The organism is Enteractinococcus coprophilus (assembly GCF_006716305.1).
GTDB classification, from domain to species: Bacteria; Actinomycetota; Actinomycetes; order Actinomycetales; family Micrococcaceae; genus Yaniella; species Yaniella coprophila.
Genome location: NZ_VFOU01000001.1, coordinates 917,727 through 935,603, shown reverse-complemented (window position 1 = coordinate 935,603; position 17,877 = coordinate 917,727). Strand labels below are relative to the sequence as shown.

At 59.8% G+C, this 17,877-nt stretch carries 19 protein-coding genes; 7 read left to right on the top strand and 12 right to left on the bottom strand.

The window, feature by feature from the left end:
• Positions 1-35: 35 nt before the first annotated feature.
• The 3 genes from FB556_RS04325 to FB556_RS04315 form a co-directional block, all read right to left on the bottom strand.
• Complete coding sequence (locus FB556_RS04325; RefSeq protein WP_141865037.1) at positions 36-782, bottom strand: sulfite exporter TauE/SafE family protein; 747 nt, start codon at positions 780-782, stop codon at positions 36-38.
• A gap of 93 nt (positions 783-875) precedes the next feature.
• Entirely contained in the window at positions 876-1,466 is a 591-nt protein-coding gene (locus FB556_RS04320; protein WP_141865036.1) for a protoglobin domain-containing protein, read from the bottom strand.
• A gap of 101 nt (positions 1,467-1,567) precedes the next feature.
• Positions 1,568-2,080, bottom strand: coding sequence for a MarR family winged helix-turn-helix transcriptional regulator (locus tag FB556_RS04315; RefSeq protein WP_141865034.1), 513 nt, complete (start codon positions 2,078-2,080; stop codon positions 1,568-1,570).
• Between the two features lie 195 nt (positions 2,081-2,275).
• Between FB556_RS04315 and FB556_RS04310 the strand changes: the two genes are divergently transcribed.
• Both FB556_RS04310 and FB556_RS04305 read left to right on the top strand, forming a co-directional pair.
• The gene (locus FB556_RS04310) at positions 2,276-3,493 is read left to right on the top strand and encodes a ferrochelatase (RefSeq protein WP_141865031.1); all 1,218 of its coding nucleotides are present in this window, start codon (positions 2,276-2,278) and stop codon (positions 3,491-3,493) included.
• A 2-nt stretch (positions 3,494-3,495) separates the two neighbouring features.
• A complete protein-coding gene (locus FB556_RS04305) occupies positions 3,496-3,966 on the top strand; it encodes a pyrimidine dimer DNA glycosylase/endonuclease V (protein WP_141865029.1) in 471 nt (156 codons plus the stop codon).
• Between the two features lie 99 nt (positions 3,967-4,065).
• On the opposite strand, the gene FB556_RS04300 is transcribed toward FB556_RS04305, so the two are convergent.
• The 9 genes from FB556_RS04300 to FB556_RS04260 form a co-directional block, all read right to left on the bottom strand.
• Entirely contained in the window at positions 4,066-5,418 is a 1,353-nt protein-coding gene (locus tag FB556_RS04300) for an HNH endonuclease (RefSeq protein WP_141865027.1), read from the bottom strand.
• A 118-nt stretch (positions 5,419-5,536) separates the two neighbouring features.
• A complete protein-coding gene (locus FB556_RS04295) occupies positions 5,537-6,754 on the bottom strand; it encodes a cytochrome P450 (protein ID WP_246057190.1) in 1,218 nt (405 codons plus the stop codon).
• Positions 6,751-8,331 (bottom strand): FAD-dependent oxidoreductase, encoded by a 1,581-nt coding sequence (locus FB556_RS04290; RefSeq protein WP_141865025.1) that lies wholly within the window; start codon positions 8,329-8,331, stop codon positions 6,751-6,753. Before FB556_RS04290 ends, FB556_RS04295 begins: the two co-directional genes overlap by 4 nt.
• The gene (locus FB556_RS04285; protein WP_141865023.1) at positions 8,328-9,056 is read right to left on the bottom strand and encodes a methyltransferase; all 729 of its coding nucleotides are present in this window, start codon (positions 9,054-9,056) and stop codon (positions 8,328-8,330) included. Before FB556_RS04285 ends, FB556_RS04290 begins: the two co-directional genes overlap by 4 nt.
• Positions 9,043-9,390, bottom strand: a complete 348-nt coding sequence (locus FB556_RS04280) for a lycopene cyclase domain-containing protein (protein ID WP_141865021.1) — start codon at positions 9,388-9,390, stop codon at positions 9,043-9,045. The genes FB556_RS04285 and FB556_RS04280 overlap by 14 nt, the downstream gene beginning before the upstream one ends.
• A complete protein-coding gene (locus tag FB556_RS04275; RefSeq protein ID WP_141865019.1) occupies positions 9,380-9,730 on the bottom strand; it encodes a lycopene cyclase domain-containing protein in 351 nt (116 codons plus the stop codon). Before FB556_RS04275 ends, FB556_RS04280 begins: the two co-directional genes overlap by 11 nt.
• A gap of 16 nt (positions 9,731-9,746) precedes the next feature.
• Positions 9,747-11,363 (bottom strand): phytoene desaturase family protein, encoded by a 1,617-nt coding sequence (gene crtI / locus FB556_RS04270; RefSeq protein WP_141865017.1) that lies wholly within the window; start codon positions 11,361-11,363, stop codon positions 9,747-9,749.
• Positions 11,364-11,366: 3 nt separating this feature from the next.
• A complete protein-coding gene (locus FB556_RS04265) occupies positions 11,367-12,245 on the bottom strand; it encodes a phytoene/squalene synthase family protein (protein WP_141865015.1) in 879 nt (292 codons plus the stop codon).
• A complete protein-coding gene (locus FB556_RS04260) occupies positions 12,245-13,312 on the bottom strand; it encodes a polyprenyl synthetase family protein (RefSeq protein WP_141865013.1) in 1,068 nt (355 codons plus the stop codon). The genes FB556_RS04265 and FB556_RS04260 overlap by 1 nt, the downstream gene beginning before the upstream one ends.
• A 180-nt stretch (positions 13,313-13,492) precedes the next feature.
• Between FB556_RS04260 and FB556_RS04255 the strand changes: the two genes are divergently transcribed.
• From FB556_RS04255 to FB556_RS04235, 5 genes are all read left to right on the top strand, one after another.
• Entirely contained in the window at positions 13,493-14,278 is a 786-nt protein-coding gene (locus FB556_RS04255; protein WP_141865011.1) for a tryptophan-rich sensory protein, read from the top strand.
• 76 nt (positions 14,279-14,354) lie between these two features.
• Positions 14,355-15,278, top strand: coding sequence for an ABC transporter ATP-binding protein (locus tag FB556_RS04250; RefSeq protein ID WP_141865009.1), 924 nt, complete (start codon positions 14,355-14,357; stop codon positions 15,276-15,278).
• On the top strand, positions 15,275-16,081 hold the full coding sequence (locus FB556_RS04245; protein ID WP_246057189.1) for an ABC transporter permease: 807 nt from the start codon (positions 15,275-15,277) through the stop codon (positions 16,079-16,081). The genes FB556_RS04250 and FB556_RS04245 overlap by 4 nt, the downstream gene beginning before the upstream one ends.
• Before the next feature lie 5 nt (positions 16,082-16,086).
• Positions 16,087-17,226 (top strand): sensor histidine kinase, encoded by a 1,140-nt coding sequence (locus FB556_RS04240; RefSeq protein ID WP_141865007.1) that lies wholly within the window; start codon positions 16,087-16,089, stop codon positions 17,224-17,226.
• Complete coding sequence (locus FB556_RS04235) at positions 17,223-17,834, top strand: response regulator transcription factor (protein ID WP_141865005.1); 612 nt, start codon at positions 17,223-17,225, stop codon at positions 17,832-17,834. The genes FB556_RS04240 and FB556_RS04235 overlap by 4 nt, the downstream gene beginning before the upstream one ends.
• Positions 17,835-17,877: the final 43 nt, after the last annotated feature.

Sequence of the window (17,877 nt, the reverse complement as noted above, 5' to 3'; positions counted from 1 at the left end):
TGTAGTCAAAGTGAACCTGCTACTGTAGCCCAAATCTAGTCTGCTGACAGTAGCTGATTGATCCCGGTAATCACGGACAAGACCGCACCGACCATGGCTAGCACAACGACGATGCCGAACACTACCCGGTCGTTGACTTTGCCCAGGGCGCGTTGACCAGCCCACATACCTACGGCGATGCCCACGGCGGCTACTAACCACATCCACCAGGTCAGCTCGGGCAGGGTCGAGCCCATAAACCAAGAGCGTCCGGTCAGGGTGGCGGAGGCTGTCATCACCCAGATGGGTTGCAACGTGGCCGCAAAGGAGGCCACCGGCCAGCGAGACAATACCCCAAAAATTGTGACGGCCGGCCCGCCGATACCGGCCAGGACACTGCCGGCCCCGGCGCCTACTCCGGTGAGCATCTGCGCCCCTCGGTTCGTGATTGGCTCCCCGGAGCCACGCATGAGAAGAGCCACGCTGAGCCCGATGATCACTAAGATCCCGACCAGCAGGTAAATCATGGCACCGTCAATATGGGTGCCCAACCAGGCAGCTGGCACCACTGATAACGCTGCGGGAATACCGATCCAGGCGACTCTGGACCAATCAATGTCCCGCCACATGCTCGGCAGCATAAAGAGCGAGGCAATCACCGCAAGTGCTGTAATGAGCATAATGCCCTGGTGTGTTCCGAGGGCTACGACCGCAAATGGAGCGGTAAGCATGGCAAAGCCCAGCCCGGTGAGCCGCTGCAGAGCGGTAGCGACAAAACTGAGCAGCAAAATGCCAAGAATCACGGTGCGGAAGCTTCCTTGTCAAAACGATAGTGTCGATAAGACTAAAGCACTCCCTACGCACTTGGTGCTAGATAACGCCTGCGAGTAGCGCACTCACCACAGCTGTCCGGCATACGGCCGCGACCACAGCACCAGGGTCACGGTGACGGCTTTGAACCAGGCTTGATTCATGGCCTCCACATCGTCGTCGGCGGTTGCGCCTTCTTCCAGGAACGGGCGGATGGAAAGCGTTACGGGAACCACCAGCGCCAACATATCGGCCATCGGCACGTGCGTGGCCGGGGAATCGACGCCGTCGGTCTGGTTCTTTTTGGTCGTGTGGTGCCGCAGCGCGATTTCTTCCTGATAGGCCAACCAGCGGTCATCAAAGTGCCGCTCACACACATCGAGCACCCATTGTTCAAAACGGCCACGAACCCGCGCCAGATAGTTGGCATCCGGTTCGCCGTCGGGGCCGTGAAAAACTGCAACCAGGTGCGGGGTCGAGCCGATGAAGTCGTACCAGATATCCAGGATCTCAGCTACGCGCGGGGCCAGGATTTCACCTGCCCGACGCAGCGCGGGCACGTCTTCTTCAGCCCACATGACATCGGTCAACAGCTCATCGAGCCGTTGGCGGCTCACGGGAGAAGGTGGCAGCTCTTGGTCGTAGGTGTAGCCGGCGGGATTTGTACTCGTAGTCATCTCAGCCTCCGAAGTCGCAAGATGTGGCGTGACGCACACACCTACCCCCAGGCTAACGAATCTCCTGGCACATGCAACCGGCACTCACAGCGCCAGGACCGTTACTGAGCGCCTGGTTCGCCCGTGGCGGCGAAGGCGTCAAAGAATTTGATGACGGCTGTGCGCTCGTCTGCAGACAGGCTTCCGATCGCATGAAACCGCAATGCATGGTTGTGCCCTACCGACTGCCGCGCAATTGCTTGGGTTTCTTCGGTGACTTGCAGTGCCGTACTGCGACGGTCTTGCGGGTGCGGCAGGCGCTCCACGTGATTGCCGGCCACCAGTCGGTCTACCATTTTTGAGACCGAGGCGGTCGTAATCCCTAGGTGACGTGCGACGTCGCTGGGGGTCGCAAGTGTCCCGTTACGCTGCATGGCAATCATGTACCGCACCGCGCGCATGTCATTCTCGCCCAGTTGCATGTACTGGCGCGACGCGTCGTTGAGTTTACGCTCGACCGTGCGCCACCTGCGCATCGCTTCCATGACCTCAACAATCTGGTCGAGGTCTTCAACCGTGTAATCATCCCGGGAGATGAGCTCTTGGGTCGGGTCCATAACACGCGGGTCCAGCATGGAAAGCTCTCGTGAGCTTCGACCATTAGACGTCGCGGGGGTCTTACGAGTATTGTTAGCCAAGGAAACTATTAGCCGTTCTAACTAAATTATTCAGTCGCTTCGATCGGACAGGGGTGTTCTGTACTGTGCCTTCCATACTACAGTGCACCCCAGCCGCTGACATCCGACCAACCATGTTCACAAGGGGACCCAATGTCTGAGACCAGCCAACACGAACCCATCGACAACCTGCATTCCGAGAACGATCCTGTGCCGTTTGCTTCACCGGCCTCGAACACCGAGGCAGCGTATGTGACCACCCCACAAGATTATGACGCGATCCTGTTAACCGGCTTTGGCGGACCGGAAGGCCAAGAAGACGTCATCCCTTTTCTTCGCAATGTGACCGCCGGGCGCGGCATTCCGGATGAACGGTTAGAAGAAGTCGCTACCCACTACCGGCATTTTGGTGGGGTCAGCCCAATTAATGAACACAACAAACAGCTCCGCGCCTCGATCGAAGCCCAATTACGCGACCGCGGTATCGACCTGCCGGTCTACTGGGGCAACCGCAACTGGGCGCCATATCTAGAAGACACCGTTCAGCAGGCTGCAGATAATGGGCATACTCGCTTGTTGGCCATTGCCACCAGTGCGTATTCTTCGTATTCGAGCTGTCGCCAGTATCGCGAGGATTTCGCCCGCGCCCTGATCGATACCGGCTTGGCCGGCAAAGTCACCATCGATAAGGTCCGACAGTTCTTCGATCACCCCGGGTTTGTCACACCGTTTCGCGAGGGCGTCGAGGCAGCACTTCGTGACTTCTCGGCCCAGGGCTTGGCCCCCGAGGAAGTGCGCGTGTTATTTGCAACGCACTCCATCCCGATGACCGATGCAGCCCGCTCCGGTCCGGAAGAGCTCACCCTGGGTGAAGGCGGAGCGTATGCTGCACAGCACCGTGCGGTGGGCGGAGTCATTATGGAGCAGTTGCGCGCAGCCGTTCCTGCATGGGGCGAGACCCAGTGGGAACTGGTATATCAATCCCGTTCCGGCCCGGCCTCCCAGCCGTGGTTGGAACCGGATGTGTGCGATCGGATCGCTGAGCTGCCCGCCGAGGGCATCAAAGCCGTGGCGATTGTGCCGCTGGGCTTTTTGAGCGATCATATGGAAGTGCTGTGGGATCTCGATGAAGAAGCGATCGAAGCCGCCGAAGATGCTGGCCTACTAGCCACACGGACCCAAACCCCGGGGGTTCATCCTGAGTTTGTAACCGGCCTAGTAGATCTTATCCAGGAACGCGTCGCCGCGGTTCCGGCTGGAGATCGATCTGCGATGACGGATCTTGGTCCGTGGTTTGACGTGTGCCGACCGGGCTGTTGTGAAAACGTGCGCCGCGGATTTAGCCCTGCAGCTGCCGGATTGGTGCCTTAAGCATGCGTCTATGGTCGCTGCATCCCTCGTTATTGGATCGGCAGGGTTTGGTCGCGTGCTGGCGCGAGGCCCTGTTAGCTCAGGCTGTGCTCTTGGGACGCACGCGCGGATATACCGCGCACCCGCAACTGGAGCGGTTCAAATCCCATCCGCAGCCGGAGCTAGCGATCGGCGCATACTTAGCGGGGCTGCACGCCGAAGCCGTGGACCGAGGCTATCGTTTCGATGCCACGCGAATCGTTCACAGTCCTGCTGATACAGATCCGGCCGTCATCCCAGTGACCTTCGGTCAGCTGGGATTTGAACTATCTCATCTGCGAGCCAAGCTCTTTCAGCGCTCGCCAGAGTTCCTGGCCGAGCGTGCAGAAATCCTCGAGGCCACCGAACAGCTCATCCCGGTGCACCCGTTATTTGTACCTGTAGCGGGCACGATCGAATCGTGGGAACGCCCCGGAACACGAACCTCTCCGTGATGAAAAAGGGCAGCGGCGTTACCCCGCCGCTATGACGGGGTAACGCCGCTGTCTTCTCGGCCGCCGTGTACGACGACGTGCCGAAGTAGCACCGCGAACTTAGGGCGATGGCCCTGGCGGAAGTCGTTCTAGAGATGCATCATCGTTGGCATGATTGCCATCGGGTGGTTTCGGGTCGTGTGCTCGTTGGGGTTCTGCACCTGGGATAAGCGGCCCAGCCTTGTTCGTATATCTGTGACCCGTGGGGGTGATGACGTGGAGAGTTGAAGCATCACCTTCGTGGCGCCACCCCCGGTTTTCTTTCGTTTGATTACACGCTGCGCACAGTCCAGAAGCATTCTTCCAGTTCGATGCGCCCACGTCTCGATGCGGGACGATATGATCCGTATCAACGATAGGTGCTTCACAAAATGGGGTACGACACGAGTTGTCTCGAAGCAACACCATCTTGCGGACACCACCGGGAAATCTTCTGGCTTGCGATTCTAAACCGAGGATCTGCTGAGCCTGCGGGTCAGTGAACACGCGCCGGAGGTAAACGCTCAGGTCTGCATCTGCCAACCACCCTCGAGCGACCGGAGCGGGAATGGGGCCGTGACCGACGAGCCACGCCGGGTCAGCTCCCTGAGCCAGCAGAGTCTCCGGAGTCATCGCCAACAAGATTTCGACCTTCACCGCTGGGGCATCGGATTGCCCGGCAATCCGTTGGAGCAGCTCATCGAACATCAGCTGGTCTCGAGTTCGTTTCTTGCCGTCTTTGTCTTGGGTCTTGCCTTTGGCGACTTGGGTTTTAGCCCACTGCCGCAAACTTTGTTCGGCCGCGACAACATCGGCGGTCGGGCCAATCGCAATGAGCTTGGATAGGCCATCACCTGCTGGTTGAGTGGTCACCCTGCGGTGGTCTTTGGCCTTGGCGAATCGATCCGCCGCGGCGCGCGGATTCAAGCGCTGTGCATGTGCTCGAGCCTCATTGGCTAATTCTCGTGGACCAGCGGTCCCATAACGATCTTTCATTGCGGCATCGACTTTGCGCCGCTGTAAGGCTGACAGCTCTGAAGTCTCCTTGGCAACAGCCTGAGCGTGCTCTGCTCGGATGTGCCCGTCAGCCAGTGCGGCTGACGTGTGGCGCATATCTGCGGACAGCGTGTCAGCCAATTCGAGGTGTTGTTTTCCACGCGCCGGTGACACGGACCGGGCCAGTGCGACTTCCCCACCGAGGCCCTTGCCTCGGTGAGCTTTTGGGATGTTGCCGCGGGTTTCGCGTGTTAGGCGCAGTGTTTTCAGTGCGGTAGTGTCCCATAGTTGGACGGATTCCAGCCGCCCGATGAGCCGTTCGGTTTTCCGGATCCGATCGATCGCAGCACTCTCGGTTTGGACCTGCTCAAGTCGAGTTATCTGCCGGTCGATCTCGTCGAGGACTGGGTCGTCTGCGGTGGTTGAAGTCGTCGTCATGCCACCACCCTAAAATGCTGCGACGCCGTCTAGAATTCGCTCGAGACGCTTTGTGGAAAAGGGCCACGAGAGCAAGGGTCGTCCACAAAGCGCGACGGCGGCGCAACACCCAGGTCGATTAGTTTGTTACATACAGCGTCAGCCCGCGGACTTTGTAGCCTTCAATCAGGTCGTCCCAGTTCACGGTCGGTTCACGCATTTTCGTAACCGGCAGTGCCAGTAGCCGGTGCAGCAGGGCGTCAGTTTCGCGCAGCGCCAGGGGTTGTCCCGGGCAGCCGTGAGCACCAAAACCGAAACTCAGCCCGACGTCGTGCACTCCCTGAGCGCGGTCACGTGCGGGGCACAGCGCGAGGGGGCCATCAGGGAACGCATCCGGGTCCGCGTTGGTCTGCCGGATATCCAGATCCACCAGGTCACCGGGTTGCAGGGCATATTCGGTACCGCGATCAACGACGGTGACGTCTGCGGTGACGCGGCGGTAAAGATGCCCCACGGGTGGCTCTAGTCGGATGATCTCCGACAAGATGGCCAGTCGCTCGTCTTCTTCGGCGGCGAGGTAGCGTTGCCGAAGAGCGTCGTCGTCGAGTAAATGCCAGCAGGCCATGGCGATGAATTCGCGGGTCGTGACCATCCCGGCGGTCCCGTAGGTCACGCACTCGACCAGGATGTCAGCCAGATTGTAGTTCTGTTCAATCAGGTGACTGATGACGTCTTCGCGCGGGCGTTTGGTCCGCGAGCGCACGGCGGGCAGGACATCGAAGACGAATAACCCGAACACCGGGCCCAACCCGTTGGCTGCGGCTGCCATCCACTGCCGGTTGGTGCGACCAAGCCGAGGTTTAGAACGGTCCAAGGGTGGTTGGCGGAAGAACTTTTCTAGACGCCGGGCCAGGGCTGGGACCTTGGCGTGCGTGAGACCCACGATGGAGGCGGTGACTTCGACCGTATAGTACAGCGCGACGTCGTCGATGGTGATAGTCCCGGTGCGTTGGGCTTGGGTGATGATTTTGTCGACGACGGTGGTCATCAGGTCGGTGTAGCATTCGGCGACAACTTTGGGTGCGAAGAAACGGGCGACCTTGCGGCGTTGGTCGTCGTGCTGGGGGCCATCAGAGATCAGGATCGGGTGGTTGCGGAAGACTTTGCGCGGGATGTATTCGGCGGTGAACCCGGCCTGGATGGTTTCGTGGCGGGCCAGCAGCACGTCCTTGGCGGCCGTCAGCGAGCCGATGCGCCACATGGTACCGCGTTTAGTCACGCGTCCTTCGGGCTCATCGCCGGGTTTGATCGCCTTGCGCGCGCTGTGGTCTCCCCCGATGGGGCACGATTGGTTCATCGGGCACCTTTCGGCAGCGCGACGTTACGGATCGCCCGACCGAGTGTACTGCGGCGCAACAGTCCGCGCCGCGGGGGCGAGTGCAGGTCGTGCCCGGTGACATGCCAGCCTTCCAGGAGCTCATTGGCGGCCAAAAATCCGGTGGTGGCTGCGCGTTCCATCAGCGCAACGGGCAGGGGCGCCCGGATCCAGTCGCCGGCCAGCTTCAGCCCGGGCACACCGGTGTCGACTGCGGGGTGGTCCTGCCACGGCGAGACATCGGCCAGGCCGCAGTCATCTTCTAACAGGTATTCCTCGGCCACAATCTCCATGCCTTGGGTTTCGGGGAACACCTGGACCATATCGGCCAATAGGGCCGCGCGAATCGCTTGGCCGCGTGCAGAGTCGGGGTCGGCGGGGTCGTCGACGGCGTAGGCGTGCAGCTCCAGTACCGAGCCACCGTAGGTTTGTGTCCACCCTGCGGCGGTGGCCTCGAAGCGTTCAAGCACCGAAATATTATCTAACAATTGGTACCCGCTGGTGCCCAAAAATGCTGGCCGATCCGCGCGAACCGTCTCGGACATCCACAACCGGATCACCGCAAACGCCGGGGCATTGCGACGACGCGCGGCCCGGGCCTGCAGGTCAACCAGCTGCGGGGTGTCGCCGTCCAAGCCTGCAATCAGCTTGCGGCTGGCGCGGGGGTCGGCGGCCAGCACGACGGCGTCATAGCTGGTCTCGGATGCGGTAGTCGTCACCCGCCACCCGGGTGCGGTCTGCTGCAGTGCGTCAACTTGGGTGCCCAAGTGAATCGTGGCACCCCGCTCGTGCAGGTAGTCACCCAGCGGATCCCACAGGCTGGTGTTGAAGTCATCGACCGGCACATCAAAGAGTAACCCTTCTGCCGAGCCGGTGAAATACGTGTGGAACATCGTGACCAGCTCGCGGGCGGCAAAGTCGTGCGGGTCGGCAAAAAATGACCGGGCAAAGACTTCGAGGGCCAGGTGGCGGGCGCCGTCAGGAAAGCGTAGCCGGTCCAGAAATGCGGCAGCAGATTCGCCGTCGTACCGACTCAGACTCTCGGGGAATTGTAGGTCGATGAGTTCGAAGGCGCTAGGCAAATTGACCTCGGCCAGGCCAGTGATCGGGAACGTGGGGCTGCCCAGCACGAACGCGGCGAGGTTCAGCGGTGGCGTGCGCGGAATGTGTTCGAAGGAATCGGTCAGGCCGGTGTCGGTTTGCAGCGGGTAATCGGCCACGGGCTGCAGCCGATCGAGCGCCGGATCGGTACGGCGCAGCAGGGCGCGCAGGTTGTAGTACTGCCGGAAGAATGCGTGGAACCCGCGGCTCATGTTGCGCCCGTCGTCCAGCGGCCAGGAGCGTACGCGCCCGCCCAGCTGAGGTGCGGACTCGTAAAGGGTGACTTCGACGCCGCGTTCGGCCAAGGCCGTGGCCGCGGCGAGCCCGGCAATCCCGCCACCGATCACGGCCACCGAGCGGGCAGACTCAACGCGATCATGGCCGCGGTGAGCGGGGATGCGTTCGGCATGTGGGTCGCGCGGCGCATTCGGTGCCGCGTGATTTCGGAAACGGCTCATTGGCTTCGTCCTTGGTTCAGGGCAACATAGGTGTGCAGGACTTTCCGGTGCCATCCGCGTGCCGAGGTGACCGTGGCGCGTTCAAAACCTGCCCGCGCCAGGCGTGTCAGAACCGTTCGGGTCGCATCGTTGCGCATCACGGAGCGCCAGAGATACGTAAACAGACTGGCTTGTGCGCCGGTCGCCGCGGCCAGTGGAATGATGATCCCAAAGCACACCAGCGTCCATTTGGTCTGAGCCCATTGCGATTCGACCACCGAATAATCTTGCAGCACCAATGGGGTGCCGGGTTTCATGAGTGCCCGGATGCTTTCTAGAGCCACGGTGCGCTCGGCCTCAGGTACGTTGCGCAACAGGTACGCGGCAAAGACCCCGTCAGGTGCTGTGGCGAGTTCCGGTGCCGGGTTCTCCGGCAGCTGTTCGACGCGATCCAGCACAAAGGCGGTCCCGTCGGGCCAAGGTTTCGCGCGGGCGGCCGCCAGCATCCCGGCTGAGGCATCGACTCCCACAATCCGGGCGTTCGGCAAAGTTTTCAACAGGGCTTGGGTGCTCAGTCCGGTCCCGCACCCCAGGTCCCAGATGACCGGACGTCGGCCGGGCGGAACATCCAGCAGTTCGGCGAGTTTGCGCGTCGCGCTGCGCAGCTCGCGACGGTATCCGGGGTTGAGTTTCGTCAGCAGATCGTAACGGCGTGCGGACGTGGTGAATGCTTCAGCCAGTAACATCGACGGCGACCTCCTGAATCCTGCGAGCCCGCCGGTTCTTCAGCGCTTGCCACACCATGATCGTGAGCGTGAGCATCGCCCAGCCAAAGCCGAAGTCTTCTATTGGGATATCCCACGGGAAGCGGATGCCCAGCATCATATCCGGGTTGTAGATGACAATCGGGTTCGACAGTTTCGTCAGCCACCCGTCCACCAGAATTTGGAAGCTCAAACAGATCCCTAAGGCAATCCAGTAGGCGAGTTTACGGAAAACGCCACTGCGCACCACAAACAGTTCCAGTACGACGACGGCGATCATGCCCAGTACGGTCAGCACGGTATATTCAGGCAGCATCGGTATGGCTCCCTTCGCGGCGTTTGCGCTTGAAGAAGTTCAACACCGTGGCCACACCTTCGTAGCTGAGTAGCGCGCACAACGGGATGACGATGAAGAACACGATTTCTTCTAACGGGATGATGCCCAGTTGGATACCGGTGATGAACTCTGGGTTATACGTCCAGTGGTTGCGCGCGATGCCCAGCAGGTCCCAGGCACCGAAGGCGACGACCACCACGAGGATCGTGGGCAGCATCAGCGGTAGACGGCGATACACTCGCGCCCGCAACAAAAATTCCAGAGGCAACGTGATTGCCACGCAGGCAGCCATGAGTATGAGGTACTCGTATTGAGCCAAGAACGGTGGTCCTTTCTTATTGGGTGTGCGCTACCGGCGTTGTGCTGGGCTGCAGCGGGGTGGGCAGCGGGGCGGTCGTGGTGTCGTCACGCAGTCGTTTGACGATGTTTTCTGCCGAGATCAAACACATCGGCAGCCCCACACCCGGCACCGTGGTTGCGCCGGCAAAATACAGTCCGGCCAGCTGTTTGGAGGCATTCGATCCACGGAAAAATGCGGACTGCTCCAGCGTGTGGGCAAGCCCCAGCGCGTTGCCCTGCCAGGCATTGAACATGTCTTGGAAATCGCCGGTTGCCATCGTATGTTTCACGACGACGCGTTCGGCCAGGTCGGGCACGCCGATGCGTTGGGCAATCATTTCCAACGCCTGGTCGACGATCGCAGTGGTCTCTGGGTCTTCGCTGTGGTTCAGGCTGCCCAGAATCCCGTTATGCATCGGCGGCACCGGTACCAACACGAAAAGGTTTTCATACCCTTCAGGGGCCACACTCGGATCCGTTGCCGAGGCACGACTGACATATAAGGACTTCGAGAACGCGCTGCGCTCCGGACGGTCGGACGGCGGAAACACGGCGGCAAAATCTGGATCCCAGTCGGCGCTGAAAAATAACGAGTGGTGGGCCAATTCTGGCAGTTGCCCCTCGATTCCCAAATAGACCAGCACACAGCTCATCCCGGGGTTGGCACGCTGCCAGTACTTCGGGCGTGCCGAGCGGCCATCCCACACCAATTGGGTTTCGGTGTGATGTCGGTCAGCACAGGAGATGACAACATCGGCCAGCAATCGATGCTCACCGCTCACATTGCGATATGTCACACCCGCAACCCGGCGTCGTCGTTGGGAGCCGGTGTGGTGAATACGCTCCACCTCGGTCTCAGTGTGAATCTGGACCCCGGCGTCCACCGCCAAACGGTGCAGCGAGTCTACGAATGTCCCGAACCCACCCATCGGGTAGGCCACACCTTCGACCAGGGTGGTGTAGTTCATGATGCCGTAAAACGCCGGAGTAATGTTCGGTGCCGAGGATAAAAACACCGCCGCGTAGGTCAGCAGTTGTCGCAGGCGCACATCGTTGAACTGGGTGGCCACATCCGCTTCAATGGTTTGGGTGAGCTTTTGGGCCAAACGTTTCAACCGGCGCATGATCTCTGGGCTGGCAAGACCACGCAGTTCGGTGAAGTTCGTGTAGAGGAACTGTTGGATGGCCAGACCATAGTCGGTACCCATTTCGGCCAAATAGTTTTCAACAGCCTGCCCAGCCCCGGGTTCGAACTGTTCAAATAAGGCCATAATATTGTCCACCCCGGTTGTGACATCCAGCGGCGGGAAGCCTTCGGTAAACATTCGAAAGGCCGGGTCGTTCAGTGGCACCAGGTCGAGTTCGTCGTCAACGGTCGTGCCCATGAGTTCGTAGAAGTGTTCAAACGCGCCGGGCATGAGCCACCAGGAGGGTCCCATGTCCCAGCGGAAACCTTGATCTTCTAAGACGCCGGCCCGACCGCCGATCCGGGGTTCTTTTTCCAAGACGGTGACGTCGTAGCCATCACGAGCTAATAGTCCTGCGGTGGCCAGGCCTGCGACGCCTGCCCCGATCACAATGGCGCTGGGCATGGGGTGGTCATGTGTGGTCATGAATTATTTCTTCTTGAGCAACGTTGTGGACACGGTTTGGGCGGCAATGGCCAGTTTGCGAGTATTGTTGACCCGCACCCGGCTAGACATCAACTCACATGCTGGGCGTTTATCGAGGGTCTCGGTGAGTTCACGAAAGAGCCGGTGAGCCATTTCTACGCCGATGCGGGCGCGGGGATCAAGTTTTCGTATCCCGGGTTTTGCCGCGTCCAGGTCGGCGCGAATATCGCCCACCAGCTGGCGTTTCTGGTCTTCGCCTAAATCCTGCGGGTCGACCCCCGGAAAGTAGGATCGCCCCAGATACTCGTAGTCGGTGGCGAGATCGCGTAAGAAATTCACCTTCTGAAAGGCCGCACCGAGCCGCCGGGCTGAGGTCACTAACAGCTCGTCGTCGCTTGCATCCGTGCCGGGCATATTGCGAAACACGGCCAGACACATTAGCCCCACGACTTCGGCTGACCCATAGATATAGTCCTCCAGACTGGTCGCGGTGTGCTCATGACGGTAGAGATCAGCGCGCATGGACCGAAAGAACGGTCGGGTCAACTCGGTGGTGATCCCGTGTTTTCGTGCCGTGACGGCAAACGCGTGGACCACCAGATTAGTGCTGTATCCGGTGGTCATCGCCGCCTCGGTTTGGGTTTCTAAGCGGTCTAATTCCTCGGCGGTGGCGTGCAAATCCAGGCCGGCTTCTTGTGCAACGCCGTCGACAATTTCATCGGCCAGGCGCACCAGCGCATACAGGTTGCCAATGTCGCGTTTGGCTGCCTTCCCCAAAAACCGGCAGGCGAGTCCAAAAGACGTCGAGTAGTGGCTGATGATTTTGCCGGAGCTGGAGACTGCTGCGGTGGTATAACGGTGCAGTGCGGTGGGGTGTTTCATTAGTGGTTCCTCTGCAGCAGATCATGAATGAGGTGCCGGAAGGTGGTGCGCACTTCTGCCCGAACCGGTAGCCCGGCCAGCTGCTCGCGGGCTTGTTCGCAGCATTCATCGGCTAGTTGCCGCGCCTGGGTTTCGATGTCGTGGGTGACAAACAGCGCGCGCATGGCATCGTTACTCACCGTGCCGTCGCGCCAGCCCTGAACTACGGGGGCTGCGGTGTCGATGCTCTCGGTGAGTGCAATCAGCACGGTCATTTTGCCTTCGCGTAAATCCGAGTCATTGGGTTTACCGGTTTGTGCTGCATCACCAAAGGTGCCCAGTACGTCGTCGATGATTTGATAAGAACTGCCTAACAGGTTGGCAAAGCGACTCAGTTGGGCGACGACGTCGTTGCTCGCCCCGGCTAACAGGGCGCCTGCGACCAGGGGTGCTTCAAAAGAGTAGGCTGCGGTTTTCAGGCGGTGCATACCCAACACGTCATCCAGGCTCGCCGATTTCAGGTGGGCGGAAAACAGCACATCGTCTAATTCACCGGCTGCCGAATGCTGAATCGCAGTGTGAAACACCTCCACGATGCGTTCGCCGGCTGCCAGTTGATTGCATGCGTTCGCCAGTACCTGGATTGCTGTGGCGATCAGCGCATCTCCGGCCAATAAGGCTGCGGCATGGCCGATGTGTTCAGCAGCAGCCTGAGCCTTTCCCTGGGCCAAAGCCGCATCACGATAATGCGCCGATACCGTGGGCTGACCCCGGCGAATGAAATCCTGATCGATGATGTCGTCGTGAATAACCAGTGCGGTATGCAGCAACTCGAAGGCGCACCCGACCTCGATGCAGCGCGCATCCGCGTCGGTACTGACCACCTGATAACCCAGCTTCACTAACATCGGCCTGGTCCGTTTGCCGCCCCGCATGGCTCCGGCGACACGACGCCACAGTTCCGCCATATTCGGAGTGGCAGCCTCTTGGATTTGGGCATCCAGCAGTTGGGTGAGGCGTTGATCGATCGCCGCCGCAAATATTTTATCGGATTCGGCTTCCGGGGTCAGTTGGGCCTGGATGCTCATGGCTCCTCCTGATCAAATAGTAGATGGCGACGGCGAACGAAAACCAGAGGCCATAGGCCGCAAACCAGTACCCGCAGTGACTGACATTACTAGCCTGGCTAACTATACTAGCAGTTGACCACAGGATGACACCCCACAGATTGGACAGCCCCCATGGAGCAGAAAGCAAACTCTAGGTTCATGCCGATACTCACGGTGCTCGCCGTGGTGGTTGCCATCGGGCTATCGTTCATCGGCAGCGGCGCAGTGGGTGGCACCCCCATCAACGAAGCTGCCGACGGCGCGCTCTCCGCCGATGCCACACCCTTTGCGCCCGCCGGTCCTGCTTTTAGTATCTGGAGTGTCATCTACGCCGGGCTCTTCGGATACGCGATCTATCAGCTCCTGCCTGCCCAACGCGCCGGCTCTCGCCATGCCGCACGCCATGCTCAACTGCGCCCCTGGGCCGCACTATCGGCATTGCTCAACGCGGCCTGGATCGGAGTTGTGCAGGCAGATAGCGTCGGCGGCAGTGTGTTGGTGATCGTTGTCCTGTTGCTGGTGTTGATTCGGATTCTGATGATTCTGCGCAAAACCCGCACGCACACGAAAACCGATGCCTTGCTCACCGACGGCACCTTCGGGCTTTACCTGGGCTGGGTCGCTGTCGCAACGACGGCGAATATCGCCGCTTGGGTGTCCACCTTTGGGGTCGACAAATTCACCGGCTGGGAATGGGCTGCGGTGGCTATTATCGCCGTCGTAATGCTCATCGGGCTGGGCCTGGCCGTGTATTCACGCGGACGCATCGCCCCCGCGCTGGCCATTTCCTGGGGTGTGACGTGGCTGGCGATTGCTCGGATGGAAGGCCAGTACGAATCCCCCATCATCGTCTGGGCGGCATTCATTGCCGCGGCCGTCGTCCTGGTGGCGACCGTCATCATTCGCCTGACGACCGAGCGGAAATCTGCTCGGACCTCTTGGTAAAGCCATGACATCTGTCATGGTCAATTCATGATGCATGGCTGTTCCGCTGCGGGGATCGGTGCGGAAGACTTAAGGCATGAATATTTCAGCTCCTCCCCCAGCCATTGCCATCGATGCGGTGACCAAACGCTTTGGCGACCTGACGGCTGTCAAAAATGTCAGCCTGACGATCCACCAGGGCGAAGTTGTTGCCCTGCTTGGCCCGAACGGGGCCGGCAAGACCACCCTGTTAGACATGGTGCTCGGGTTCAGCGAACCGAATCGAGGCGCCATCCGAGTTTTCGATAGGGCGCCGAAACGTGCGGCGAGTGAGGGCGATATCGGAGCCGTCTTGCAAGATGGCGGTCTTCTCGACGACCTCACCGTGGGCGAGACTATCAAGATGATCGCTGCCTGCCACCACCGCCACCTGCCCATCCATGAGGTCATGCAACGTGCCGACGTCACGGGTTTCGCGACCCGCAAGGTCAAGAAATGTTCGGGAGGCCAGAAGCAACGCCTACGGTTCGCACTAGCGCTCCTCACCAATCCACACCTGCTGATCCTCGATGAACCAACCGCAGGTCTAGATGCCACCGCGCGCAAAGACTTCTGGGCAACAATGCACGCTGAGGCCAAGCGCGGTCGCACCATCGTCTTTGCTACGCATTATCTACGTGAGGCGGATGACTACGCCGACCGGGTCGTGCTCATGCGTCAAGGACAAGTTATCGCCGATGGCAGCGTGGATGACATGACCGCTGATTTGCAGCGCACCCTGACTGCCCAGTGGATCAGCGACGTCGACCCTGTGGCTTGGGCTGTCAGCGTAGGTGTATCCCGCGATCAGATCACATACGACCACCAGCTGCAACGCCTGCAGATCACGACCCCAGATACTGATCGCATCGCCGGACACCTGTTGTCGGCAGGACTCATCAGACAGCTGACCATTGTCCAACCCGGTGTCGAAGAAGCGTTCTTTACAATGACGCAAGATTCCCAGGAGGTTACGCCATGACGACAGCAACTACTACCCCCAGAAAGTCACAGGCAGAAATCCTATTGCGATTCGTAGGCTGGGAATTCTGGCGCAACTTCCGCATGCTCGATGCCACGTTTTTTGTGCTCGTCTTACCGGCGGCTATGTATCTGATGTTCGGTGTGGCCATGGATCAAGGAGAGATGCCCGCGGGCCTTGGGAATGTCTCGGCCTATGTCATGACTTCAATGGCCGTCTACGGTGCAGTCATCGCCACGACCGCGATGTCCGGTTCGGCAGCAGTAGAGCGATCCATGGGCTGGGGGCGACAATTGAATATGACCGGTCTGGCCGATGCCTACTACATCCTGGGCAAGATGCTCATGGCCCTGTTGATGGCGGTCAGCCCGGTGCTTATCGTCTACCTCGTCGGAGCCTTTACCGGAGCGCAATTCGATTCCTTCTTCCATTGGATCTCCTCGGCGGCCCTATGCGTCGCCGTTGGCATCCCGTTCTCGCTCTACGGGCTGGCCTTCGCCCTGCTCTTCCGTTCCGAAACAGCCGTCAGTGCCGCCTCCGGGTTCTTGGTCATCTTTGGTTTCTTCGGCAATCTATTCATCCCGCTGGGTGGCGTAATGTTAGACATCGCTAGGTTCACGCCCCTGTACGGGCCAGCGATGTTAGCTCGCTGGCCTCAAACCGAGGGGATCCTCATCCCGATGCAAGCAGGAGCGGAAGTACAGTTTGAATCCATGTGGGTATTATTAGCCAATATCGGCGGTTGGACGGCGATCTTCGCCATGATGTGCGTACTTGGTGCTCGACGGAGAACAACCCGATAATCACCATGAACGTTGCCTCAAGAATCCTCCCCACCGGTCAACCCGGGCACCTACCGGAACCACCGGAAACACCACCAGAGCGCAGGGCCATCATTTTCACCGCCGGCATTTGGCTGGTGTTTTTGGTGTGGACGGTATTCGGATTCCTCGAATCCACTGCACCGGTCCTTGTCCAAATTGCAGGCTGGTCGGCACTGGTTGCTTTCCCGATCGTGTATCTGTCGAGTTTTCTGCATCCCGAACCGCTAACCGGGGTCTCCCGCCACGTCAACACCCTGTTATATTCCGTTGTGTTGATCGGACTGGGTGTCATCATGGCCCAAGTAACTCCGACGGCGATTATCAATATCGTGCCGTATTTGATGGCCACCTGGATTTTCAACCACCGATTAGTTACCGGCATCATCGCTGTGGTGGTCTTTTTCTTTGCCGCGGTGGCCGTGGTTGCATTGGCCAATTTCGCTGACTATCCCAATTGGTTCCTCGCCTCGGTCGGCTCTCCGGCCATCATCATGGTGTTCGTTCGCATCAGCATCGAGCTTGGTGCACGCCAGCAACAACACTCTGAACGATTAGCTTTAGCCACCCAGCGCGAAGATCTGGCCTCAACCGTGCACGACGTCCTGGGCCATTCCCTGACCACCATCACCGTGAAAGTCCAGCTCGCCCAACGGTTACTCGACACTAACCTGGAGGCCGCAAAAGCCGAACTCGCCGACATCGAGTCCCTAGCCCGCAGATCACTCTCCGAAGTCCGATCCGCAGTCACCGACCTCCAACATCCTGATTTAGCGGAACAACTGAACCAGGCGGAAAAAGCACTTACTGCAGCTGGTTTGACTTTCAACCGCCCCGAGGCTCTCCCCCGACTCACCCTCGTGCAACAACAGGTCTTCGCTTGGGTTATCCGCGAGGCGGTGACCAACGTGATCCGTCATGCCCAAGCCGCCATGTGCACCATCACGGTCACCCCATCCCAGGCGCATATGATCCTGCGTATTGACGACGACGGCGTTGGGATCGCCGAACAGAACCCGACCAATCATCACGGCCTAGCCGGGCTGCTGCGCCGTGTTCGCGCTGCGGGCGGTAGCCTGGAGCTGAGTCGTTTGAGTCCCGGAACTCGTGTTGAGGTGACGTTATGACCATCCGCATCCTGCTGGCCGATGATCAGCATCTGATTCGCGCGGGGTTAGCCGCACTGCTGAATCTCGAAGACGATCTCGACGTCGTACACCAACTCCCCGACTGCACCGGGGTTCTTGAGGCAATCCGCGAGCACGCCATTGATGTGGCGGTCTTAGATATCGAAATGCCGGACGTCGACGGGATTACCGCTACCGGTCAGCTCACCGAAGCCTTTGGCGACGACGTTGCGGTGCTCATTCTGACGACGTTCGGCCGTGCCGGATATTTACAGCGGGCCATGGCGGCTGGGGCTTGCGGGTTCATGGTCAAAGACGCCCCGGCCGAACAGCTCGCTGAGGCTATTCGCACGGTGCACGCAGGTGGTCGCGCAGTGGATCCGGTATTGGCCGCCGAAGCACTGAGCGCTGGATCAAATCCGCTGACCGACCGCGAGCGCGATGTGTTGCGCGAAGCCCTCGATGGTGCCTCGGTCAAACACATTGCAGCCCGACTCCATCTTTCAGCCGGGACGGTGCGCAATCACCTATCATCGGCAATTGGTAAGACGCAGACGTCGAATCGGGCCGAGGCCGCGCGGATGGCGCAGCAAAACGGCTGGCTCTAACGTTTCGTTAAGCTTTCTTACGCAGGTGGAAGATTCCCCAGGA